20 protein-coding genes and 1 other RNA gene are annotated in these 23,433 nt (G+C 61.1%); 12 read left to right on the forward strand and 9 right to left on the reverse strand.

All coding sequences use genetic code 11. From position 1 onward, the window contains the following. Positions 1 to 28 precede the first annotated feature (28 nt). Positions 29 to 430, reverse strand: a complete 402-nt coding sequence (gene zapG / locus JL05_RS07105) for a Z-ring associated protein ZapG (RefSeq protein WP_004937074.1) — start codon at positions 428 to 430, stop codon at positions 29 to 31. A gap of 231 nt (positions 431 to 661) precedes the next feature. On the opposite strand from zapG, the gene zapE reads away from it, so the two are divergent. From zapE to sspB, 5 genes are all read left to right on the forward strand, one after another. Then, a complete protein-coding gene (gene zapE / locus JL05_RS07110; RefSeq protein WP_033632017.1) occupies positions 662 to 1,789 on the forward strand; it encodes a cell division protein ZapE in 1,128 nt (375 codons plus the stop codon). Between the two features lie 264 nt (positions 1,790 to 2,053). Continuing rightward, positions 2,054 to 2,482 carry a 50S ribosomal protein L13 gene (rplM, locus tag JL05_RS07115; RefSeq protein WP_004937079.1) on the forward strand — a complete coding sequence of 143 codons (429 nt, stop codon included), beginning with the start codon at positions 2,054 to 2,056 and terminating at the stop codon, positions 2,480 to 2,482. A gap of 15 nt (positions 2,483 to 2,497) precedes the next feature. Further along, a complete protein-coding gene (gene rpsI, locus JL05_RS07120) occupies positions 2,498 to 2,890 on the forward strand; it encodes a 30S ribosomal protein S9 (protein WP_004937080.1) in 393 nt (130 codons plus the stop codon). A gap of 325 nt (positions 2,891 to 3,215) precedes the next feature. Next, the gene (gene sspA, locus JL05_RS07125) at positions 3,216 to 3,857 is read left to right on the forward strand and encodes a stringent starvation protein SspA (RefSeq protein WP_004937082.1); all 642 of its coding nucleotides are present in this window, start codon (positions 3,216 to 3,218) and stop codon (positions 3,855 to 3,857) included. A 5-nt stretch (positions 3,858 to 3,862) separates the two neighbouring features. After that, positions 3,863 to 4,363, forward strand: a complete 501-nt coding sequence (gene sspB / locus JL05_RS07130; protein WP_004937084.1) for a ClpXP protease specificity-enhancing factor — start codon at positions 3,863 to 3,865, stop codon at positions 4,361 to 4,363. A 64-nt stretch (positions 4,364 to 4,427) separates the two neighbouring features. Here sspB and JL05_RS07135 read toward each other — a convergent pair whose 3' ends face one another. From JL05_RS07135 to gltB, 3 genes are all read right to left on the reverse strand, one after another. Then, the gene (locus JL05_RS07135) at positions 4,428 to 4,907 is read right to left on the reverse strand and encodes a hypothetical protein (protein WP_033632018.1); all 480 of its coding nucleotides are present in this window, start codon (positions 4,905 to 4,907) and stop codon (positions 4,428 to 4,430) included. 164 nt (positions 4,908 to 5,071) lie between these two features. Further along, the gene (locus JL05_RS07140) at positions 5,072 to 6,490 is read right to left on the reverse strand and encodes a glutamate synthase small subunit (RefSeq protein WP_015379170.1); all 1,419 of its coding nucleotides are present in this window, start codon (positions 6,488 to 6,490) and stop codon (positions 5,072 to 5,074) included. A gap of 14 nt (positions 6,491 to 6,504) precedes the next feature. Beyond that, positions 6,505 to 10,965 carry a glutamate synthase large subunit gene (gene gltB, locus JL05_RS07145; RefSeq protein WP_015379169.1) on the reverse strand — a complete coding sequence of 1,487 codons (4,461 nt, stop codon included), beginning with the start codon at positions 10,963 to 10,965 and terminating at the stop codon, positions 6,505 to 6,507. A gap of 691 nt (positions 10,966 to 11,656) precedes the next feature. On the opposite strand from gltB, the gene mnmL reads away from it, so the two are divergent. From mnmL to mtgA, 4 genes are all read left to right on the forward strand, one after another. Further along, on the forward strand, positions 11,657 to 12,595 hold the full coding sequence (mnmL, locus tag JL05_RS07150; RefSeq protein ID WP_033632019.1) for a tRNA modification radical SAM protein MnmL/YtqA: 939 nt from the start codon (positions 11,657 to 11,659) through the stop codon (positions 12,593 to 12,595). Positions 12,596 to 12,687: 92 nt separating this feature from the next. Further along, positions 12,688 to 15,027, forward strand: a complete 2,340-nt coding sequence (arcB, locus tag JL05_RS07155; RefSeq protein WP_015379167.1) for an aerobic respiration two-component sensor histidine kinase ArcB — start codon at positions 12,688 to 12,690, stop codon at positions 15,025 to 15,027. Between the two features lie 237 nt (positions 15,028 to 15,264). Continuing rightward, positions 15,265 to 15,918 carry an isoprenoid biosynthesis glyoxalase ElbB gene (gene elbB, locus JL05_RS07160; protein ID WP_015379166.1) on the forward strand — a complete coding sequence of 218 codons (654 nt, stop codon included), beginning with the start codon at positions 15,265 to 15,267 and terminating at the stop codon, positions 15,916 to 15,918. After that, entirely contained in the window at positions 15,915 to 16,646 is a 732-nt protein-coding gene (mtgA, locus tag JL05_RS07165; RefSeq protein ID WP_033632020.1) for a monofunctional biosynthetic peptidoglycan transglycosylase, read from the forward strand. The genes elbB and mtgA overlap by 4 nt, the downstream gene beginning before the upstream one ends. Before the next feature lie 39 nt (positions 16,647 to 16,685). Here mtgA and dolP read toward each other — a convergent pair whose 3' ends face one another. The 4 genes from dolP to JL05_RS07185 are packed head-to-tail and all read right to left on the reverse strand — an operon-like array spanning position 16,686 to position 20,302. Beyond that, positions 16,686 to 17,261 carry a division/outer membrane stress-associated lipid-binding lipoprotein gene (gene dolP / locus JL05_RS07170; protein ID WP_021505102.1) on the reverse strand — a complete coding sequence of 192 codons (576 nt, stop codon included), beginning with the start codon at positions 17,259 to 17,261 and terminating at the stop codon, positions 16,686 to 16,688. A gap of 9 nt (positions 17,262 to 17,270) precedes the next feature. Next, positions 17,271 to 17,861 (reverse strand): DnaA initiator-associating protein DiaA, encoded by a 591-nt coding sequence (gene diaA, locus JL05_RS07175; protein ID WP_004937103.1) that lies wholly within the window; start codon positions 17,859 to 17,861, stop codon positions 17,271 to 17,273. 51 nt (positions 17,862 to 17,912) lie between these two features. Further along, positions 17,913 to 18,266: a YraN family protein gene (locus tag JL05_RS07180; protein WP_134942552.1), complete on the reverse strand. Its 354-nt coding sequence runs from the start codon at positions 18,264 to 18,266 to the stop codon at positions 17,913 to 17,915. After that, complete coding sequence (locus JL05_RS07185; RefSeq protein WP_015379163.1) at positions 18,263 to 20,302, reverse strand: penicillin-binding protein activator; 2,040 nt, start codon at positions 20,300 to 20,302, stop codon at positions 18,263 to 18,265. The genes JL05_RS07180 and JL05_RS07185 overlap by 4 nt, the downstream gene beginning before the upstream one ends. A 62-nt stretch (positions 20,303 to 20,364) precedes the next feature. On the opposite strand from JL05_RS07185, the gene rsmI reads away from it, so the two are divergent. Further along, positions 20,365 to 21,228 (forward strand): 16S rRNA (cytidine(1402)-2'-O)-methyltransferase, encoded by an 864-nt coding sequence (gene rsmI / locus JL05_RS07190; protein WP_015379162.1) that lies wholly within the window; start codon positions 20,365 to 20,367, stop codon positions 21,226 to 21,228. Positions 21,229 to 21,269: 41 nt separating this feature from the next. Then, positions 21,270 to 21,647, forward strand: an RNA gene (gene rnpB, locus JL05_RS24395) — RNase P RNA component class A. Positions 21,648 to 21,704: 57 nt separating this feature from the next. On the opposite strand, the gene JL05_RS07195 is transcribed toward rnpB, so the two are convergent. Further along, a complete protein-coding gene (locus tag JL05_RS07195; RefSeq protein WP_004937111.1) occupies positions 21,705 to 22,406 on the reverse strand; it encodes a pirin family protein in 702 nt (233 codons plus the stop codon). A gap of 107 nt (positions 22,407 to 22,513) precedes the next feature. On the opposite strand from JL05_RS07195, the gene JL05_RS07200 reads away from it, so the two are divergent. After that, on the forward strand, positions 22,514 to 23,410 hold the full coding sequence (locus tag JL05_RS07200) for a LysR family transcriptional regulator (protein ID WP_004937113.1): 897 nt from the start codon (positions 22,514 to 22,516) through the stop codon (positions 23,408 to 23,410). The last annotated feature ends 23 nt before the right edge of the window (positions 23,411 to 23,433 follow it).

Genomic DNA, 23,433 nt, shown 5'->3' on the forward strand with positions numbered 1-23,433 from the left:
GGGAGGCCCCGCGGGCGAAGAAGGAATATCAGTCGCGGCGTGCGCTTTGACCGCGCAGCAGGCCGGAGGCTCCTTCAGAGTAGTCGCGCGGCATTTCCACCGGCGCCTGATCGTTGTCCGCTTCCGCTTCGGTCAGGCGATAGCGGAACGGGTTCTCCTGCATCGGCAGATCCGGCAGCAGGTTGTTGGAGCTTTTCGCCATGTGCTGATACAGCTGGCGATAATCGCGCGCCATGTTGTCCAGCAGCTCGGCGCTGCGGGCAAAGTGGCCGACCAGCTCCTGACGGTACTCTTCCAGCTCGGTTTTGCTCTTGTCCAGCTCGTTCTGCAGGACTTGTTGTTGACGTAATTTACGGTTGCCAAAACGCATCGCCACCGCACCAATCACGATACCGACGACCAAACCAATCAGCGCATACTCCCAGGTCATGATGACTCCTATTTTGACTTCGTTGTTCCGCAGGGATTTTTCACTTAATAATATCCACTATAACCGTTAACCTTGTCCGAGTGGAATCCTGATGCGCTTCCACCTAATTTTTACAGGGTTTTCAGCGGCGCCCGCAGCGGGCATTTGTGGCGATAACGGTGCGAATCGGCATCAACTTGCCGCCAACGTTGGCTAAATAATTTCTAAGCGTTCTTAGGGAACATCGAACAGATGCAGGCACTATCACCGTTATCTCGCTACCAGCAGGCGCTGGAGGCGGGGGAGTATCAGGCCGATGAGGTTCAACGCCGGGCCGTCACTCAACTGGATCGCATTTATCAGGCTCTGTTGCAAAAGCCGGCGGCGAGCGCGCCGGCCGGCGGGCTGCGCGGCAAGCTCAGCCGTTTGCTGGGCAAGGGCGGCGACACGGCGCCGCAGCGCCCGGTGCAGGGGTTGTATATGTGGGGCGGCGTCGGGCGCGGCAAAACCTGGTTGATGGATATGTTCTTCCACAGTCTGCCGGGCGATCGCAAAATGCGCCTGCACTTCCACCGCTTCATGCTGCGGGTGCATGAAGAGCTGACCGAGTTACAGGGGCGGGAAAACCCGCTGGACATCGTCGCCGACGGCTTCAAGGCCGAGACCGACGTATTGTGCTTCGACGAGTTCTTCGTCTCCGACATCACCGACGCCATGCTGCTGGCCACGCTGCTGCAGGCGCTGTTCGCCCGGGGCATCACGCTGGTGGCCACGTCGAACATCCCGCCGGACGATCTGTACCGCAACGGCCTGCAGCGGGCGCGTTTCCTGCCGGCCATCGATCTGATCAACGAGTACTGCGACGTAATGAACGTCGACGCCGGCATCGACTATCGTCTGCGCACCCTGACCCAGGCGCACCTCTACCTGACACCGCTGAACGACCAGACGCGCGAGGCGCTGGATCGGATGTTCGTCAAGCTGGCGGGCAAGGCGGGGGAGGACGCGCCGGTGCTGCAGATCAACCATCGGCCGCTGCAGGCGATCCGTTCGGTGGACGGCGTGCTGGCGGTGGATTTCCACACGCTGTGCGAAGAGGCGCGCAGCCAGCTGGACTACATCGCGCTGTCGCGGCTGTATCACAGTGTGATCCTGTATAATGTGCGGGTGATGGGGCCGCTGAAAGAGAATACCGCGCGCCGTTTCCTGGCGTTGGTGGATGAATTCTACGAGCGTCACATCAAGCTGGTGATCGGCGCCGAAGCGTCGATGTTCGAGATCTATCAGGGGGTGCAGCTGAAATTTGAATTCCAGCGCTGCCTGTCGCGCCTGCAGGAAATGCAGAGCGAAGAGTACCTCAAGCTGCCGCATCTGCCCTGAGCCCGCCGGGCCTATCGCCGGTTGTCCGCCGCCGGCGATAAATTTATTTTCCATTCAAAAACCGTTCGATCTTTGTGAGCGACTTCTCTATAATCTTGCGACCCCACGTTACAACAAAGTTTTTTTTCCCAAAAACTTTATAGTGCCGGCAATGGCTATTCGAAGGGGTAGGTTTGCTGGACTTGTATGGTCGTGTGAGCCTCAACTGTTTTCGAGCGTTTGGGTGTTCACCAACGTGTAACTAATTATTGGGTAAGCTTTCTAATGAAAACTTTTACAGCTAAACCAGAAACCGTAAAACGCGACTGGTACGTTGTTGATGCAGATGGTAAAACTTTAGGCCGTCTCGCTACTGAACTGGCTCGTCGCCTGCGCGGCAAGCATAAAGCGGAATACACCCCGCACGTGGATACCGGTGATTACATCATCGTTCTGAACGCTGACAAAGTTGCTGTAACCGGCAACAAGCGTACAGACAAAGTGTACTACCACCACACCGGCCACATCGGTGGTATCAAGCAAGCGACCTTTGAAGAGATGATTGCCCGCCGTCCTGAGCGCGTGATTGAAATCGCGGTTAAAGGCATGCTGCCAAAGGGCCCGCTGGGTCGTGCTATGTTCCGTAAACTGAAAGTTTACGCGGGCACCGAGCACAATCACGCGGCACAGCAACCGCAAGTTCTGGACATTTAATCGGGATTAATGGCAATGGCTGAAAATCAATACTACGGCACTGGTCGCCGCAAAAGCTCCGCCGCTCGCGTCTTCATCAAGCCGGGCAACGGTAACATCGTTATCAACCAGCGCAGCCTGGAACAGTACTTCGGTCGCGAAACTGCCCGCATGGTAGTTCGTCAGCCGCTGGAACTGGTCGACATGGTTGGCAAACTGGACCTGTACATCACCGTTAAAGGTGGTGGTATCTCCGGTCAAGCTGGCGCTATCCGTCACGGTATCACCCGTGCACTGATGGAATACGATGAGACTCTGCGTTCTGAACTGCGTAAAGCTGGCTTCGTCACCCGTGACGCTCGTCAGGTTGAACGTAAGAAAGTCGGTCTGCGTAAAGCACGTCGTCGTCCGCAGTTCTCCAAGCGTTAATTTTCGCTGCTTCGGCAGTGCGATTTACGCAAAAAACCCGGTGCTTCACCGGGTTTTTTTACGCCTGAAATCCGCCGTCCCCGACTAAAATCTGTGGCATATCAGACAATTCAACATGAATTCGCCGCACCGCCCCCACAAAACAAGCAGAATCTGGTAAACTATCATCCACTTTTGCGCCTGTTCGCCGTGCAGTTGACCTCCTGGGCCGGTTTTTTATGGGCTCGGGTCGCGCTGCGTGCTGCCGGCCTGCGGCAAGATTATTCAGGATAGCAGCCTGTCAGTTGGCTATTCGCAGTATTTTCTAGATAACTTGGAGGTTTTCATGGCTGTCGCTGCCAACAAACGTTCGGTAATGACGCTGTTCTCTGGCCCGACCGACATTTTTAGCCATCAAGTACGTATCGTACTGGCGGAGAAAGGTGTCAGCGTCGAGATCGAGCAGGTCGAAATGGATAACCTGCCGCAAGATCTGATTGACCTCAACCCTTACCAGACGGTGCCTACGCTGGTCGATCGCGAACTGACCCTGTATGAATCCCGCATCATCATGGAATATCTGGATGAGCGTTTCCCGCACCCGCCGCTGATGCCGGTTTACCCGGTTGCCCGTGGTGAGAGCCGTCTGATGATGCTGCGCATCGAGAAGAACTGGTACTCGCTGATGGACAAGATCGAGAAGAGCAGCGGCCAGGAAGCGGAATCCGCCCGTCGCCAACTGCGCGAAGAGTTGCTGGCGATCGCGCCTATCTTCGGTCAGGCGCCGTATTTCATGAGCGAAGAGTTCAGCCTGGTGGATTGCTACCTGGCGCCGTTGTTGTGGCGTCTGCCGCAGCTGGGCATCGAATTGAGCGGTGCCGGTTCCAAAGAGCTGAAAGGCTACATGACCCGCGTCTTCGAACGCGACGCCTTCCTGGCTTCCCTGACCGAAGCCGAGCGTGAAATGCGCCTGCAGACCCGGGGCTAAGCGCGATGGACATGTCTCAGATGACGCCGCGTCGCCCGTATCTGCTGCGGGCGTTCTACGACTGGCTGCTGGATAACCAACTGACGCCGCACCTGGTGGTCGACGTGACTCGCCCGGACGTGCAGGTGCCGATGGAGTTCGCGCGTGACGGCCAGATCGTGCTGAATATCGCGCCGCGCGCGGTAGGCAACCTGGCGTTGGGTAACGAAGACGTGCAGTTCAACGCGCGCTTCGGCGGCGTGCCGCGTCAGGTTTCGGTGCCGATGGCCGCCGTGCTGGCGATCTATGCGCGTGAAAACGGCGCCGGCACGATGTTCGAACCGGAAGCCGCCTACGACGAGAGCGAAGGCGTGTTCGAAGGTCTGGACAATGAGACGATCCCTTCGGAAACCCTGATGTCAGTGATCGACGGCGATCGCCCGGATACCGCGGAAGACAACGGTCCGGATGACGAACCGCCGCAGCCGCCGCGCGGTGGCCGCCCGGCGCTGCGCGTGGTGAAATAACCCCGTGAGAACAAAAGAAAAAGCACCCCATGGGGGTGCTTTTTTTTTGCCCGGCAGAAGCGGGTCAGCCTTTCAACGCGGCAATGCAGGCGTCGCGCGGCGCGCTGAGATCGCCTACGCGTACGGTAGATAGGGCGTGGGTTGCGCGCTCACGGAAATTGGTGATGGCGGTATCGCCTTGCACTTCCGGCGGGGCGGTACAAATGTCATTGAGCGGCAGATCGTTGCCTTTGTTGAGCGCCTGCAACACCGCCGCCGGATTGTAGATCAGGGCTGCGGCGAGGGCCGATTTGATGCCGGCGGTAAAGCCGGCATTGCCGCCGCCGGCCAACTTGGGCGCCAGGGCAATCCAGCTGTCGTCCCCCAGCCGGATGCTGTTTTCCACGGCGCCGAACTGCCCGGCCTTGCCCAACTGCGCCACGACCGGCCGTGCGCCGCGCGCTTCGATATTGTAACCAACCTCCTGCGAATCCAGCGCCATGGCTGAAGCGCTGAAACTGACGGCCAGCAGCGCGCCGGCCAACAGGGAAATGGAGCATTTCATGTTCGCTATCCTTATCTCGGTGTCAGGCGCAGCCGCGCCCCGCAATGGTGCTAACTCAATACTATAGCGCGTTGAGGCGGTGAGGAGCGGGGAGGTTGTTACAAAGCGTGGCCGATTAAAACAAAGGCCCGGCAATGTGCCGGGCCTTTGGCGGTACGGAAGGTTTACACTTCCAGGTAGTTCATGATGCCGTCTGCCGCTTTGCGGCCTTCGGCGATCGCCGTCACTACTAGGTCAGATCCGCGCACTGCGTCGCCACCGGCGAAGATTTTCGGGTTGCTGGTCTGGAATGCGTTGTCGCTGCCTTCCGGCGCCAGGATGCGGCCCTGTTTATCCAGCTGCACGTCGTGCGCCGCCAGCCAGTCCATGCGGTGTGGGCGGAAACCGAACGCCATCACCACCGCGTCCGCGTCGATCACGTGTTCGGAACCCGGCACCTGCTCCGCCGTCTGACGGCCGTTGGCATCCGGCGCGCCCAGCTGAGTGCGCACCATTTTCACTCCGGCCACGCGGCCGGCGCTGTTCAGTTCGATGCTCAGCGGCTGCAGGTTGAACTGGAAGTCCACCCCTTCTTCCCGGGCGTTCTTCACTTCGCGCTTGGAGCCCGGCATGTTGGCTTCGTCGCGGCGGTAGGCGCAGATGACCTGCGTTGCGCCCTGACGCACCGAGGTACGCACGCAGTCCATGGCGGTATCGCCGCCGCCCAGCACCACCACCCGTTTGCCTTCCATGCTGACGTAAGGCTCGTGCTGCTCGGTTTCATACCCCATCAGCTGCTTGGTGTTGGCGATCAGGAACGGCAGCGCGTCGTACACGCCCTGCGCCTCCTCATTCTCCAGGCCGCCGCGCATCGACTGATAGGTGCCGACGCCGAGGAACACCGCATCGTACTCGCTCAGCAAGGTCTCCATGCTGACGTCTTTACCCACTTCGGTGTTCAACTGGAACTCGATGCCCATCTCGCTGAAGATGCCGCGGCGTTTGACCATCACTTCCTTTTCCAGCTTGAAAGCCGGGATGCCGAAGGTCAGCAGGCCGCCGATCTCCGGATGACGATCGTATACGACCGCCTTGACGCCATTGCGGGTCAGCACGTCGGCGCAGGCCAGCCCGGCGGGGCCGGCACCGACGATCGCCACGCGCTTGCCGGTCGGCTGCACGTGCGACATGTCCGGCTTCCAGCCCATTTCGATGGCCTTATCGCTGATGTAGCGCTCGATATTGCCGATGGTGACCGCACCGAACTCGTCGTTCAGGGTGCAGGAGCCTTCGCACAGGCGATCCTGCGGGCATACGCGGCCGCACACTTCCGGCAGGCTGTTGGTCTGATGCGCCAGGTCCGCCGCTTCCATGATGCGGCCTTCGTTGGCCAGTTTCAGCCAGTTCGGGATGTAGTTGTGCACCGGGCACTTCCACTCGCAGTACGGGTTGCCGCAGGACAGACAGCGGTCCGCCTGGGCCTTGGCCTGGGTTTCCGAAAACGGTTCGTAGATCTCGACGAACTCGATTTTGCGGATCTTCAGCGGTTTCTTTGGCGGATCAACACGCTGCAGGTCGATAAATTGATAAACGTTCTGGCTCATTAATGACCTACCTCTTACTGCGCCTGCACCCGCAGCTCGGCTGCGGAACGGCTACGGTGACCCAACAGCGCTTTGACATCGCTGGACTTCGGTTTGACCAGGGCGAACTTCGGCGCCCACTCCGGCCAGTTGGCCAGGATCTCTTCCGCGCGGGAAGAGCCGGTCGCCTGCACGTGTTCGGTGATCAGGCCGCGCAGGTGCTCCTCATGGATCGCCAGCTGATCGACATCCAGCACTTCCACCAGCTCCGGGTTTACGCGCTTGCGGAACTCGCCGTCTTCGTCCAGCACGTAGGCGAAGCCGCCGGTCATGCCGGCACCGAAGTTGATGCCGGTTTTACCCAGCACGCAGACGATGCCGCCGGTCATGTATTCGCAGCCGTTGTCGCCGATGCCTTCCACCACGGTGATGGCGCCGGAGTTGCGCACCGCGAAGCGTTCGCCTGCGCGGCCGGCGGCGAACAGCTTGCCGCCGGTGGCGCCGTACAGGCAGGTGTTGCCGACGATGCTGGCTTCATGGCTGCGGAAGGCGGAGCCGATCGGCGGACGCACCGCGATGCTGCCGCCGGCCATGCCTTTGCCGACATAGTCGTTGGCGTCGCCGGTCAGGGTCAGCTCGACGCCGCCGGCGTTCCAGACGCCGAAGCTCTGCCCGGCGGTGCCGGAGAAGTGCGCCTTGATCGGATCGCCTGCCATCCCCTGATCGCCATGTACGTTGGCGATCGCGCCGGACAGCATGGCGCCCACGGAGCGGTCGGTGTTGCGAATGTCGAAGTAGAAGGTTTTACCCTGCTTCGCTTCGATGTACGGCTGCGCCTGCGCCAGCAACTCTTTGTTCAGCAGACCCTTGTCGAACGCCGGGTTGCTGCTTTCGGTACAGTACACCGCTTTGCCCGGATGCGGCGTGGCGGTTGTCAGCAACGGCGACAGATCCAGCTTGTTCTGCTTGGCGGAAATGCCGTCCAGCTCGGTCAGGAATTCGGTGCGGCCGATCAGATCCACCAGTTGGCTCACGCCCAGCTGGGCCATGATCTCGCGGGTCTCACGCGCGATAAACTGGAAGTAATTCGTCACGCGTTCCGGCAGGCCGTGGTAGTGATCGCGGCGCAGCTTGTCGTCCTGAGTCGCAACGCCGGTCGCGCAGTTGTTGAGGTGGCAGATGCGCAGGTATTTGCAGCCCAGCGCCACCATCGGCCCGGTGCCGAAGCCGAAGCTTTCCGCGCCCAGGATCGCCGCTTTGACGATGTCCACGCCGGTTTTCAGGCCGCCGTCCACCTGCAGGCGGATCTTGTGGCGCAGGCCGTTGGCCACCAGCGCCTGCTGGGTTTCCACCAGGCCCAGTTCCCATGGGCAGCCGGCATATTTCACCGAGGACAGCGGGCTGGCGCCGGTGCCGCCGTCGTAACCGGCGATGGTGATCAGATCGGCATAGGCTTTCGCCACGCCGGTGGCGATGGTGCCAACGCCCGGCTCGGACACCAGTTTCACCGAGATCACCGCCTTCGGGTTGACCTGCTTCAGATCGAAGATCAGCTGCGCCAGATCTTCGATCGAGTAGATGTCGTGGTGCGGCGGCGGGGAGATCAACGTCACGCCCGGCACCGAGTAACGCAGTCTGGCGATATACGGGGTGACTTTGTCGCCCGGCAGCTGGCCGCCTTCGCCCGGCTTGGCGCCTTGGGCCACCTTAATCTGGATCACGTCGGCGTTCACCAGGTACGCTGGCGTGACGCCGAAGCGGCCGGAGGCCACCTGTTTGATGCGCGACACCTTGTTGGTGCGGTAGCGCGCCGGATCTTCGCCGCCTTCGCCGGAGTTGGAGAAACCGCCGAGGCCGTTCATGGCGATCGCCAGCGACTCGTGCGCTTCCGGGCTCAACGCGCCGATCGACATCGCCGCGGTGTCGAAGCGTTTGAACAGCGACTCCGCCGGCTCGACCTGATCGACCGGGATCGGTTCACCTTTCGGCGTAATGGCCAGCAGATCGCGCAGCATGGCGACCGGCCGCTCGTTCACCAGCTTGGCGTAGGCCTGGTAGTCGCTGTACTCGCCGCTGTGCACCGCTTTTTGCAGCGAGTTCACCACGTCCGGGTTGTAGGCGTGGTATTCGCCGCCGTGCACGAACTTCAGCAGGCCGCCTTGCTCCAGCGGTTTGCGTTTCAGCCAGGCGCGCTTGGAGAGGTTCTGCAGATCCTGCTGGAAGTCGCTGAAGCTGGCGCCGCCGATGCGGCTGACCACGCCCTGGAAGCACAGGTCCGCCAGATCGCGGTGCAGGCCGACCGCTTCGAACAGCTTGGAACAGCGGTAAGAGGCGATGGTCGAAATGCCCATCTTGGACATGATCTTGTACAGGCCTTTGTTGATGCCGTTGCGGTAGTTCAGCATCACGTCGCGGTATTTCTTGTCGATCGCCTGGCTGTCCACCAGCTTGGCCAGGGTTTCATAGGCCAGATACGGGTAGATGGCGGTCGCGCCGAAGCCGAGCAGCACGGCGAAGTGGTGCGGATCGCGGGCGCTGGCGGTTTCAACGATCAGGTTGGCGTCGCAGCGCAGGCTTTTCTCCACCAGCCGGGTTTGCACGGCGCCAACGGCCATCGGGGCCGGTACCGGCAGGCGGCCGGGCGCGATGGCGCGGTCGGACAGCACCAACAGCACCGCGCCTTCGCGCACCTTGCGTTCCGCTTCGTCGCACAGGGCGCGAATGGTCTGCTCCAGATCCTGCTGTTGCGGGTCGAAGGTCAGATCGAGCGTCTCGGCGCGATAATATTCGCCTTCCAGCGTGGTGAGCTGTTTGAAATCGGAGTACAGCAGGATCGGCGATTTGAAGCTCAGGCGGTGCGCCTGGCCTTCGGCTTCGCAGAACACGTTCATTTCACGGCCGATGCTGGTGGCCAGCGACATGACGTGCGCTTCGCGCAGCGGATCGATCGGCGGGTTGGTGACCTGCGCGAACTGCTGGCGGAAGTAGTCGTAAACGATGCGCGGCCGGCTGGAAAGCACGGCGAACGGGGTATCGTCGCCCATCGAGCCGGTGGCTTCCTGGCCAATTTCGCCCAGCACGCGGATCACCTGATCCAGCTCTTCACTGCTGTAGCCGAACTGTTTCTGGTAGGTTTCGAGCTGCGCGTCGTCGAGCTCGCGGCTGCCGACCTGATCGTCCGGCAGATCTTCGAACGGCACCAGACGTTTGACGTTTTTCTCCATCCACTCTTTATACGGATGGCGGCTTTTCAGATCGTTGTCGGTTTCCGCCGAGTGCAGGATGCGGCCGCTGCGGGTGTCGATCACCATCAGCTCGCCGGGGCCGACGCGGCCTTTTTCCACCACTTCATCCGGCTGGTAATCCCAGATGCCGACTTCGGAGGCGCAGGTGATCAGCTTGTCTTTGGTGATCACATAGCGCGCCGGCCGCAGGCCGTTGCGATCGAGGTTACAGGCGGCGTAGCGGCCGTCGGACATCACGATGCCGGCCGGGCCGTCCCACGGCTCCATGTGCATCGAGTTGAAGTCGAAGAAGGCGCGCAGATCGCCGTCCATGTCCGGGTTGTTCTGCCAGGCCGGCGGCACCAGCAGGCGCATGGCGCGGATGAGATCCATCCCGCCCGCCAGCAGCAGCTCCAGCATGTTGTCCAGCGAGCTGGAGTCGGAGCCGGTTTCGTTGACGAACGGTGCGGCGGCCTGCAGATCCGGGATCAGCGGCGTTTGGAATTTATAGGTACGGGCGCGCGCCCACTGGCGGTTGCCGGTGATGGTGTTGATTTCGCCGTTGTGCGCCAGGTAGCGGAACGGCTGAGCCAGCGGCCAGCGCGGCACGGTGTTGGTGGAAAAGCGCTGGTGGAACAGGCAAATGGCCGATTCCAGGCGCAGGTCCGCCAGATCGAGATAGAAGCGCGGCAGATCCGCAGGCATGCACAGGCCTTTATAGATCGTCACCAGGTTGGAGAAGCTGCAGACGTAGAAACTGTCATCCTGCACCCGTTTCTCGATGCGGCGGCGCGCCACGAACAGGCGGCGCTCCATATCGCGCGGGCGCCAGCCGGCCGGGGCGTTAACGAAGATTTGCTCGATGCGCGGCAGGGAGGAGAGGGCGATTTCACCCAGCACGTCCGGGTTGGTCGGCACTTCACGCCAGCCGACGATCGATAACGTTTCGTTTTGCAGCTCTTCTTCCACGATGCGGCGGCTGAGGCGCGCTTCCTCTTCATTCTGGCTGAGGAACATCATGCCGACGGCGTAGTTTTTGGCCAAACGCCAGCCGCGCTCTTCCGCCACCATGCGGAAGAAGCGATCGGGTTTTTGCAGCAACAGACCGCAGCCGTCGCCGGTCTTGCCGTCGGCGAGGATCGCGCCGCGGTGCTGCATGCGGGCCAGCGCGTGAATGGCGGTGCGCACCACCTTGTGGCTAGGTTCGCCTTCTATGTGGGCGATCAGGCCGAAACCACAGTTGTCCCTCTCTTGGGATTTATCGTACAACATATCGTGAACCTCCCCAGGCTCTGCGTGACTCTCACAACCTACTGCGAGGGGGCTTCCCAATTTCAGGCAGAAGTCCAATCAGCAAGTTAACCCCGCCAATCTGCTTTTCCGCCCTCCATCAATGGCCTCTCGTGACGGTCTCACAAGTGGTATAGGACTTGTTTTAAGAGGGAGTCTTCAATTACTGCATAAATATGACGAGACGTTTGCCCGTCCAGAAAGCTTCCAGCGGACTTCCAACTTAGCGAGAAAGAATTCGCAGGTCAAATGTGGGCTTAAGATAGATTCTTATCGAATTGATGATGTTTATTTATTTGAAAAATAAGTGTTTTAATGCATTTTTGCACTATCATGGGGCAACGCCGATCCACTCAGAAGTGTGAGCTGTCTCACTATAGTGCAACCCCTTAATCTCTGCACCATGCTAGTGCGAGGGGTAATGCCAGAGTTTTATTCTATAAGATATTGCTTTTCTGATGTTTATGACTATTTTTCACCGTGTTGTCATATTGCCGTTAACGGTTGCGTGACGATTAGAATAATTCATCAGAATTATAGTGAATTGATTTGCATTTATGATGAATAGTTATGCCTGGTGGCGCCTTGCGGGGAAAGCGTTGATCTCTGTCATCGCGGGAAAAGCCGTTTCTTATTAGCATCGCGGCTTTGAACACAGAGAACCACCAAGATTATGCAGTTGCCGCAATTAGTCAATATGTTTGGCGCGGATCTCCAGCGCCGCTATGGCGAAAAGATCCATAAACTCACGCTGCACGGCGGATTCGGCTGCCCTAACCGCGACGGCACGTTGGGGCGCGGCGGCTGTACGTTCTGCAACGTCGCCTCGTTCGCCGATGAGGCGATGCAGCGGCAGAGCATCGCCGAACAGCTGGCGCAGCAGGCCGCGCGGGTCGATCGGGCGCGGCGCTATCTGGCCTATTTCCAGGCCTATACCAGCACCTATGCGGAGGTTGAACGGCTGGAGGCGATGTATCGGCAGGCGTTGGCGCAGAGCGCCATGGTCGGCCTGTGCGTCGGCACCCGGCCGGACTGCGTGCCGGCCGCCGCGCTGGATCTGCTGACGGGCTACCGCGAGCAAGGCTATGAGGTGTGGCTGGAGCTGGGGCTGCAGACGGCGCACGATAAAACACTGAAGCGCATCAACCGCGGCCATGATTTTCGCTGTTATCAGCAGACTGCGCGGCTGGCCCGGCAGCGCGGGCTGAAGGTGTGCTGCCATCTGATCGTCGGGCTGCCGGGAGAAACCCAGCGCGATCATCTGCTCACGCTGCAGCAGGTGACGGAGACCGGCGTCGACGGCATCAAGCTGCACCCGCTGCACGTCGTCACCGGCAGCACCCTGGCGCGGGCGTGGCAGGCCGGTCGGTTGCCCGAACTGGCGCTGGAAGATTACACCGTCAGCGCCGGGGAGATGATCCGCCATACGCCGGGGGAGGTGGTGTACCACCGCCTTTCCGCCAGCGCCCGCCGGCCGACGCTGCTGGCGCCGCTGTGGTGCGAAAACCGCTGGAGCGGCATGCAGGCGGTCGGCGCTTATCTGCAACGGCACGGCGGGCAGGGCAGCGCGCTGGATGAAAAGCGGCGCTACCGCCCTGGCATGCCGCTCTGAAGTGCAATCTTTGCCACACTTCGGCGTTTGCCGCCTTATCTCACCGCTGTTTTACGGTATGATTCAAAAGATTGTGTCTGATGGGAGCCGCTATGAAGCAAATCCGGGTGTTGGCCCAGTACTACGTTGATTTAATGGTGAAACTGGGGTTGGTGCGCTTCTCGCTGCTGCTGGCCTCGGCGCTGGTGGTGCTGGCGATGGTGGTGCAGATGGCGGTGACCATGCTGCTGCGCGGCGAAGTGGAAAGCATCGACGTGGTGCGTTCGATCTTCTTTGGCCTGTTGATCACCCCGTGGGCGGTCTATTTTCTCTCGGTGGTGGTGGAACAGTTGGAAGAGTCGCGCCAACGGCTGGCGCGGCTGGTGGACAAGCTGGAAGAGATGCGCCACCGCGATCTGGAGCTTAATCAGCAGCTCAAAGACAATATCAGCCAGCTGAATCAGGAGATCGCCGACCGTATCAAGGCGGAAGAAGAGCGCCTGCAGGTGATGGAAAAGCTGACGGAAGAGATGGAACAGCGCGAGCAGGCGCAGATTGAGCTGGGCCAGCAATCGGCGCTGTTGCGTTCCTTCCTCGATGCCTCGCCGGATCTGGTCTACTACCGCAACGAAGACAAAGAGTTTTCCGGCTGCAACCGCGCGATGGAGCTGCTGACCGGCAAGAGCGAGAAGCAATTGATCGGCCTGACGCCGTTCGACGTCTACGGCCAGGAGATCGCCGAAAAGGTGATCGAAACCGACGAGAAGGTGTTCCGCCACAACGTCTCGCTGACCTACGAACAGTGGTTGGTGTATCCCGATGGCCGCAAGGCCTGTTTCGAGCTGCGCAAGGTGCCGTTTTACGACCGGGTGGGCAAACGCCACGGGCTGATGGGCTTTGGCCGCGATATTACCGAGCGTAAGCGCTATCAGGACGCGCTGGAGAACGCCAGCAGGGAGAAGACCACCTTTATCTCCACCATCAGCCACGAGCTGCGTACGCCGCTTAACGGCATCGTCGGCCTGAGCCGCATTCTGCTCGATACCGAGCTGAACGACGAGCAGCTGAAATACCTGAAGACCATCCACGTCAGCGCCATCACCCTCGGCAATATCTTCAACGACATTATCGAAATGGACAAGCTCGAGCGGCGCAAGGTGCAGCTCGACAACCAGCCGGTGGACTTCACCGGTTTCCTGGCGGATTTGGAGAACCTCTCGGGCCTGCTGGCGCAGCCGAAAGGGCTGCAGTTCGTCATGGAGCCGCAGACGCCGCTGCCGCAGCAGATCGTGACCGACGGCACCCGCCTGCGGCAGATCCTGTGGAATCTGATCGGCAACGCGGTGAAATTTACCCAGCAGGGGCAAATTGTGGTGCGCGTGCGGCGCGAGGCGCAGGAGAAGCTGGTGTTCGAGGTGGAAGACTCGGGCATGGGCATCCCGCAGGACGAGCAGGACAAGATCTTCGCCATGTATTACCAGGTGAAAGATCAGCGCGGCGGCCGCCCGGCCACCGGCACCGGCATCGGGCTGGCGGTCTCCAAGCGGCTGGCGCAGAGCATGGGCGGCGACATTACCGTGCGCAGCGAACAAGGGCACGGTTCTTGCTTTACCTTAACCATCAAGGCGCCGGCGGTGCAGGAAGCCGTCAGCGCGGCGCCGGAAGAAGAGGCGCTGCCGTTGCCGGCGCTGCACATCCTGCTGGTGGAGGATATCGAACTGAACGTGATCGTGGCGCGCTCGGTGCTGGAGAAGCTGGGCAACAGCGTCGACGTGGCGATGAACGGCCACGATGCGCTGGCGATGTTCGATCCGGACGAGTTCGATCTGGTGCTGCTGGACATCCAACTGCCGGACATGACCGGGCTGGACATCGCCCGGGCGCTGCGCGAGCGCTATGCCGGGCAGGCGCTGCCGCCATTGGTGGCCCTGACCGCTAACGTGCTGAAAGACAAAAAAGAGTATCTCGAGGCGGGCATGGACGATGTGCTGAGCAAGCCGCTGTCGGTGCCGGCGCTGACCAAGGTCATCAAACACTATTGGGATCATCAACCTTCTCACACTTCAAAGAAAACGGAGCACAAGGCGATGCAGATTAATGAGTCGTTACTCGATACCGCGATGCTGGAACAGTACATGGATCTGGTTGGCCCGCAGTTGATCCACCAAAGTCTGGAGATGTTCGAACAGATGATGCCGGGCTATCTGGCGGTGCTGGACTCCAACATGACGGCGCGCGATCAGAAAGGCATCACTGAGGAAGGGCATAAGATCAAGGGCGCCGCCGGTTCGGTCGGTCTGCGCCATCTGCAGCAGCTGGCGCAGCAGATTCAAACGCCGACGCTGCCGGCCTGGTGGGATAACGTGCAGGATTGGGTGGATGAGCTGAAACAAGAGTGGCGCAACGACGTGCAGGTACTGCGGGCTTGGGTTGAGAACGCTGAAAAAAAATGACCCCGACCTAAGCCGGGGTGCGCGAATATTGCGCCAACACCAGGGAAATTGTGAACCTGCGTATTGGTTTCAGTGTTCTGGTCGAGCAGGTTGTTGCGAATTCCTAAACATCATACAGCCAACAACATAGCAAATGTAAGCGCTCTTGTTAGAAGATTCATTAAAATGTGTGATGTAGATTAGTGTTTGTCAACTCCGAGCACGAACCAGTTGACAGCAGCGACAGGAGTAAGAGTGATGAAAAAGGTGGGTGTAGTCCTCAGCGGCAGCGGCGTTTATGACGGTACGGAGATCCATGAAGCGGTGCTGACGCTGCTGGCGTTGGATCGTGCCGGCGCCCAGGCGGTGTGCTTGGCGCCTGATAAACCACAACGCCATGTTATTAATCACTTATCTGGTGAGGAGATGGCGGAGTCGCGCAATGTTCTGATTGAATCGGCGCGCATTGCCCGCGGTGCGGTGCAGCCGCTGGCGCTGGCGGAGGCCGCGCAGCTGGATGCGCTGATCGTGCCCGGCGGCTTTGGCGCCGCCAAGAACCTCAGCAATTTCGCCGAAGCCGGCGCGGAATGTTGGGTCGATGAAGATTTGGCGCGCCTGACGCGCGAGATGCATAAGGCCAACAAACCAATTGGCCTGATGTGCATCGCGCCGGCGCTGTTGCCGAAACTGCTGGATCAACAAGCGCGGCTGACCATTGGCAACGATCCGGATCTGGGGGAAGTGATTGACGCCATGGGCGGCGAACCGGTGATTTGCCCGGTGGACGACATCGTGGTGGACAGCGAACATAAGATCGTGACCACGCCGGCCTATATGCTGGCGCCGTCTATCGCGCAGGCGGCCCTGGGCATCGATAAGCTGGTGGCGCGGGTGCTGGAACTGGCTGAATGAGAAAATCGCTCGTCGGATGGCGGCGGCTGCGCCCGTGGTATTGGCTGAAGCGAGGCGTCATCGCGATTATCGGCCTGTGGGCGCTGGGCATTGTGCTCTTCGCCTTCCTGCCGGTGCCGTTTTCCGCCGTGATGATGGAACGGCAGGTCAGCGCCTGGCTGAGCGGCGACTTCGGCTATGTCGCCCATTCGGACTGGGTGTCGATGGACGACATCTCGCCGCAAATGGCGCTGGCGGTGATGGCGGCGGAAGATCAGAAGTTTCCAGACCATTGGGGCTTCGACGTGGCGGCCATTGAAAAGGCGCTCAGCCACAACGAGAAGCGCCCGACGCGCATCCGTGGCGCGTCCACGCTGTCGCAGCAAACCGCCAAGAACCTGTTTTTGTGGGATGGCCGCAGCTGGCTGCGCAAAGGATTGGAGGCCGGGCTGACGTCCGGCATCGAATTGGTGTGGACCAAGCGGCGCATTCTGACGGTGTATCTGAACATCGTCGAGTTCGGCGATGGGGTATTCGGCGTGGAAGAGGCTTCACAGCGCTTTTTCCATAAGCCGGCCAAGCGCCTGAGCGCGGCCGAAGCGGCGCTGCTGGCGGCGGTATTGCCGAATCCGCATCGCTTCAGGGCCGATGCGCCGTCCGGCTATGTGGTGCAGCGTCAACAGTGGATCATGCGGCAGATGCGGCAACTGGGCGGGGAAGCGTTTTTACGCGAGAACAAGCTGGATTAAACGGGCGGGAACGGCACGGCGCCGCTCCCGCCAGGCGGATTATTTCACGTAGGTAAAGGCGGTCGTGACGTGCTTCACGCCGCTGACCTGGCTGGCGATCTGCGCCGCCGACTGCCCTTCCTGCTGCGTGACCAGGCCCAGCAAGAACACTTCGCCGTTTTCGGTGGTGACCTTCACGTTGGACGATTTCACCGTATCGCTGGTGAGCAGCTGCGAACGCACCTTGGTGGTGATCCAGGTGTCGGAGGACGCGGTGCTCAGGCTGACCGGCGTGCCCTGACGGATTTCGTTATACACTTCGGTCGTGCCTTCCACGCCCATGGCGATCTGCTTGGCGCGCGCGGTGAGATCGGCGTTAGGCGACTGGCCGGTCAACAGCACCTTGCCCTGATAGGCGGTGGCGACCACCCGGGCCTCTTTCTTCAACTGCTGGTCTTTGCTCAGGGCGCTTTCGACCCTGGCTTCCAGCGTGCCGTCATCCACCTGGGTCCCTACGCTGCGCGGGTCGGTGGCGGTTTTGGTGGCGACGGCCGCACTGCCGACGACGACGCCGGCGATACAGCCTTGCAACAGCAGGGCGCTGGACAGCACTGCAAATGTGGCTTTTAGCTTCATCTCAGTTCCTTAATCGTCCTGGTGGGGGAATAACGTATTGTCTATCAGGTCGCACAGGCAGTTTACGGTCAACATATGCATTTCCTGAATGCGCGAGCTGCGGTGCGACGGGATGCGGATTTCGACATCCTGCTGGCCGAGCAGCCCGGCCAGCTCGCCGCCGTCGTAGCCGGTAAGTGCGACGATGGTCATATCGCGCGTCACGGCCGCCTCGACCGCCTTCACAATATCACGGCTGTTGCCGCGGGTGGAAATCGCCAGCAGCACGTCGCCGGTGTGCCCGAGCGCACGCACCTGCTTGGCGTACACTTCGTCGTGCAGCCGATCGTTGCTGATTGCCGTCAGCACCACGTTGTCGGCGTTGAGAGCGATGGCCGGCAGGCTGGGGCGCTCGGTTTCAAAACGGTTGATCATGCTGGCGGCGAAGTGCTGCGCGTTGGCCGCCGAGGTGCCGTTGCCGCAGCACAGGATTTTGTTGCCGTTGAGTAAGGATTGAACCAGCGTCATCGCAGCGCGGGAAATGGCGTCCGGCAGTGCTTCCGCCGCCGCGATCTGGGTTTGGATGCTTTCGGTGAAACAGACTTTAATTCTATCCAGCACGTTGTATTAATCCACTAAGTCAAAGGGCCGGTCTGCGCCGCAAAACCCCGATTAATCCGTATTGAAGGCGTTGGGTATCCATTCTAACTGGCTACCGGTAATGGCCAAAACATCAAAACGGCAAGATGATGTGTCAAAACTGGCTCCGCGCCCCGCCAGCCAGACGGCGGCGGCGTGCAGCAACCGCTGTTGTTTGCGAAAGGTGACGCTGGCGGCCGCGCCGCCGAAGGCGTCGTTGCGGCGGTAGCGCACTTCGACGAACACCCAGGTGGTGCCGTCGCGCATGATGAGGTCGAGCTCACCGCCGCGCACCGCGACATTGGCGGCGCAGAAGGTGAGCCCGGCGTGTTCCAGGTGACGGCGGGCCAGTAACTCATAGCCCGCCCCTGAGGCGCGTGGGTTCAAGAGACTGGAACGACCGTACCCTGACGGTATTGCAGCCAAGGCAGCTTACGGTTGATCACGCAGTTCGGCGACGCGCTCAGCGTGCCGGTGGTGCCGGAAACCTGGAAGCCCGGCAGCTGGCGCATTTCAGCAAAGTGGTTGGCCAATGTCCAGGCATCCATCCCCATCGCATACAGGCGCACCAGCGAGTAGTCGTTGCGGAAACGCGCGCTGGCCTGCTGCAGCAGCTGAGGGTTTGAGCCGGCAAGCAGCGGGATATCGCTGAACTGCAGGCCTTCCATTTCCAGACGGAAGTCCGGGCCGGCGCCGGCCTGGTAGCTGCGCGAGCTGGCGTACATCGCCGGCTTGCCGCGCGAGCTGGTGGCCATGTCGATCATCGGTTTGATCAGCGTCAGCTGAGACTGCGTGGCGACGATGTACACCGCGTCGACGCTGCCGCCGGTGGCGGCGGGCACGTCGCTCGGCGGCGCAGGAATGGTCAGCCCGGCGATGGTGACGCTCTGCGGCGCCGGGGCGCTCGACATCGGCGTACCGGTCATGCGGATGCCGCCGCTGTTCACCATTTGGCGCAGCTCGCCGGCGGAGCCGATGTCCTGGCGCAGCACGGTTTGCCCGCCTTGCTTCTGCCATTCCTGGTTAAAGGCCCTGGCGACGCGATCGCCGAAGGCGCCGCGCGGCACCAGCAGCAGCGGTTGACGCTTCTGCTGTTCCCAGATGTGGCGGGCGGCGTCGCGGGCTTCATCTTCCGGCGACAGGGCGAAGTAACAGATGTTCAGGTTGTCCTTCGGCGTTTCCGGCTGGTTGAGCGCCAGCACGTTCAGCGTGGTGGTGCTGGCGGACAACTGATCGACGTTCTCTTTCAGCAGTGGGCCGACCACCAGGGTGGCGCCATCCTGCTGCGCCTGGCTCAGCAAGGCGGCCAGCGGTTGGCTGGTGGTATCGTACACTTTGACCTGCGCGTTGGCGGCCTGCAGCGGCGTTATCGGCGCGCTGGACGGCGCAGCGGGTTGCGCGGCGGTGACGGCTGGCTGGCTCTCTTGCGCCGAAGGGCTGACCGCGCCGTTGGCGTTGATGTCACCCGTAGCGGCCTGATCGGCCGGCGCCGTTTGGGCCGGCGTGCTGGCCGGTTGCGCGGCTTGAGGCTGCGGCGCCGGCATGGAACCGCCGTTTTTCGCCGCTTCGAAGCCTTGCTGGATGGCGTCGGCGAACACTTTCGCCTGGCCGTTCAACGGCAGCAGCAGGGCTATTTTCGAGGTGGAGGCCTGGGTGAAGTTCAGCACCTGATTCAGGCGAGCCGGCAGCGTTTTGGCCGCCGGGTTCTTCGGATAACGGTTCTGCCAGTCTTTGATGCCGGCCTTCAGCAGATCGGGATCCTGCTTGTTGTCCTGATAGACGCGCAGCAGATCCAGCCAGCCTTGCAGCACATTCTCGTCGGCGTTGATCACCAGGCTGTTCATCTCCTGCGGCGTCAGCTGCAGCAGCGCCTGCCAGGTTTGATCCAGATTGTCCTGGTGCGCCTTGCCGGTCAGCAGCGGCTCCTGGGCGATATAGGCGCGGATCAATGGCAGCGACGCTTTGCCCTGATTGGCGGCGATCTGCGCCTGGTAGTAGCGCACCTTCTGATTCGGCGACAGCGCACCGCTGTCCAGGTGGCCCAGCGTGCTGCGGGCGCTGACGTAGCTCTTGTTGGCGATCTGCAGTTCGGCGGTCAGCAACTGGCGTTCGGTCTGCTGCGCACCGCTGAGATTTTTCGGCAGTTGATTCAACTGGTCGCCGGCCTGCGGCAGTTTTCCTTCACGCAGCAAGGCGCGAATAGCAAGTAATTGCCAGTCAGCCTTGTTATCATCGCTGCTTTGCTGCAACTGCTGCAGGTAGTAATCGGAGCTGGCGCTCGCTTCGTCCTGTATATTGGCGGGCGGCGTTTGCGGGGCCCGACTTGGACAGCCTGCCAGGAAAAGGGCGGCGGCGATGACTGCGGTCAGTCGGACAGGCTTGGAACGCCCTGCTTTGGTACGAACGAATGTTGAGGAAAGCATACTGTATCCAGTGATGTTTTTTTCAAGATGCTCAATATTAAATCGGCAACCCGGATGAAACAATGAATCAACACCAACAATCAGTCATTTCTGCATCAACGCTGTATGTGGTGCCCACCCCCATCGGCAATCTGGGCGATATTACCCACCGTGCGTTAGAGGTACTGAAAAGCGTTGATCTGATCGCGGCGGAAGATACGCGCCATACCGGATTGCTGTTGCAACACTTCGCGATCAACGCGCGTCTGTTCGCGCTGCACGATCACAACGAACAGCAAAAGGCCGAGCAGCTGCTGGCGAAACTGCAGGAAGGCCAAAGCATTGCGCTGGTTTCCGACGCCGGCACGCCGCTGATCAACGATCCCGGTTATCACCTGGTGCGCCGCTGCCGCGAGGCCGGCATTCGCGTGGTGCCGCTGCCGGGCGCCTGTGCCGCCACTACCGCGCTGTGTGCCGCGGGCGTCGCCTCCGACCGTTTCTGCTACGAAGGTTTCCTGCCGGCGAAAACCAAGGGGCGCAAGGATACGCTGATGGCGCTGGCGGAGGAACCGCGCACGCTGATTTTCTACGAATCCACCCACCGCCTGCTGGAAAGCCTGCAGGACATGGTCACCGTCTGGGGCCCGCAGCGCTATGTGGTGCTGGCGCGCGAGCTGACCAAAACCTGGGAATCCATCCACGGCGCGCCGGTGGGCGAGCTGCTGGCGTGGGTGCAGGAAGATGAAGTGCGCCGCCGCGGTGAGATGGTGCTGATCGTCGAAGGCCACAAGGCGCAGGAAGATGCGCTGCCGCTTGAGGCGCTGCGCACGCTGGCGCTGCTGCAAAAAGAGCTGCCGCTGAAAAAGGCGGCGGCGCTGGCGGCGGAAATCCACGGCGTGAAGAAAAATGCGTTGTATAAGCACGCGCTGGAGCAACAACAGCCGTAAAGCGGTTGACCTGCCGCCGCCGCGACGCTACTATCCGCGCCGGAGTTGACCAGACAGTCGCCGCTTCATTGCCGTCCTCTTCGGGGAGACAGATGGAGGGGAGGAAAGTCCGGGCTCCATAGGGCAGGGTGCCAGGTAACGCCTGGGAGGCGCAAGCCTACGACTAGTGCAACAGAGAGCAAACCGCCGATGGCCCGCGCAAGCGGGATCAGGTAAGGGTGAAAGGGTGCGGTAAGAGCGCACCGCGCGGCTGGCAACAGTTCGTGGCACGGTAAACTCCACCCGGAGCAAGGCCAAATAGGGGTTCACATGGTACGGCCCGTACTGAACCCGGGTAGGCTGCTTGAGCCAGTGAGCGATTGCTGGCCTAGAGGAATGACTGTCCACGACAGAACCCGGCTTACCGGTCAACTCCCTCGACAAAAGAAAACCCCGCGCAACGCCCGTTGCGCGGGGTTTTTCATTTTTCGGCCGGCTTACACCGGCAGGTCAATCAGCAGCGCGCGCAGCGGCGTCTCGGCGCGGATCGTCAGGCGGTTTTCCTCACGCACGAAGGCGCCGTCGCCGCAGGTCAGGCGTTGCGCTTCGTGGCGCTCGCCGGTAGCTGCGATGGTGCCGTGAATCGATTGCAAATAGGCGCGCGGCCCGTTAATCGTCAGCGTTTGTTCTTCGCCCGGCTGCAGATCGAGATGGTGGATCCAAACCTGCTGGCGCAGCTGCAGGCTGCCCTGTGCGCCGTCCGGCGAGGCCAGCAGCAAGTTGCCTGCCGCCGGCAGCGCCAGGCGCTGCACCCGCTCGTTGTTGCGTTCCGGGCAGGCGTCCAGCCACAGCTGCAGGCGGGTCAGCGGCGTATCGCTGCTGACGTTCTGTTCGCTGTAACTCAGGCCCGGCTGGGTGGCCAACAGCAGCGCTTCGCCGGCTTTGGCGCGCGCGGTGTTGCCGTCGCTGTCGCGGTATTCCGCCTCGCCCTGCAGGATCAGGTTCAGGATATCCACGCTGGGATAGGTGCGCGGCTGGAACGAGGCGCCCGGTGCCAGCACCTCCTGATTCAGCACCCGCAGCGACGCGTAGCCCATCAGTTTGGGATCGAAGTAGTGACCAAAGGAAAAGGTGTAGCGAGCCTGCAGCCAACCAAAGTCAGCTTGCCCGCATTGTTGTGCTGTTCTGCATGTAATCATGGCAATCGGCTCTCTAAATTCATTATCCAAATGGTAAGCATCTGGACGTCGGATTGTTAGCCAGTTAATCTGGTCGGCATATTCAAATTTCCTGACAGAGGGATGTGATGGCCAGAGATCGGGCGCTCACGCTTGAGGCGCTGAGAGTGATGGACGCGATCGACCGGCGTGGCAGTTTCGCCGCGGCCGCCGACGAATTGGGCCGGGTGCCGTCGGCGCTCAGCTACACCATGCAAAAATTGGAAGAAGAATTGGATGTGGTGCTGTTCGACCGTTCGGGACACCGCACCAAGTTCACCAACGTCGGGCGCATGTTGCTGGAGCGCGGGCGGGTGCTGCTGGAGGCGGCCGATAAGCTGACCACCGACGCCGAGGCGCTGGCGCGCGGTTGGGAAACCCACCTGACCATCGTCAGCGAAGCGCTGTCGCCGCCGAGCCTGCTGTTCCCGCTGGTGGACAAACTGGCGCTGAAGGCCAACACCCAGGTGTCGATTTTCACCGAAGTGCTGGCGGGCGCCTGGGAGCGGCTGGAACAGGGGCGCGCCGACATCGTGATCGCGCCGGACATGCATTTTCGCGCGTCGTCGGAGATCAACACCCGCAAACTGTACAAGGTCATGAGCGTTTATGTCGCCGCGCCGGATCATCCTATCCACCAGGAGCCGGAGCCGCTGTCCGAGGTGACCCGCGTGAAGTACCGCGGCATCGCGGTGGCGGATACCGCCCGCGAGCGCCCGGTGTTGACCGTACAGCTGCTGGACAAGCAACAGCGCCTGACGGTGAGCACCATTGAAGACAAACGCCTGGCGCTGCTGGCCGGGTTGGGGGTGGCGACCATGCCGTATCCGATGGTGGAGAAAGATATCGAGGCCGGGCGGCTGCGCGTGGTGGGGCCGGAATACAGCCGCGAAGCCGATATCATCATGGCCTGGCGGCGCGACAGCATGGGGGAGGCGAAAGCCTGGTTCCTGCGCGAAATTCCGCGCCTGTTCGCGCAGCGCTAACGTCGGTTGGATGACATCCCCTT

It is taken from the genome of Serratia nematodiphila DZ0503SBS1 (genome assembly GCF_000738675.1).
Taxonomy (GTDB): domain Bacteria; phylum Pseudomonadota; class Gammaproteobacteria; order Enterobacterales; family Enterobacteriaceae; genus Serratia; species Serratia nematodiphila.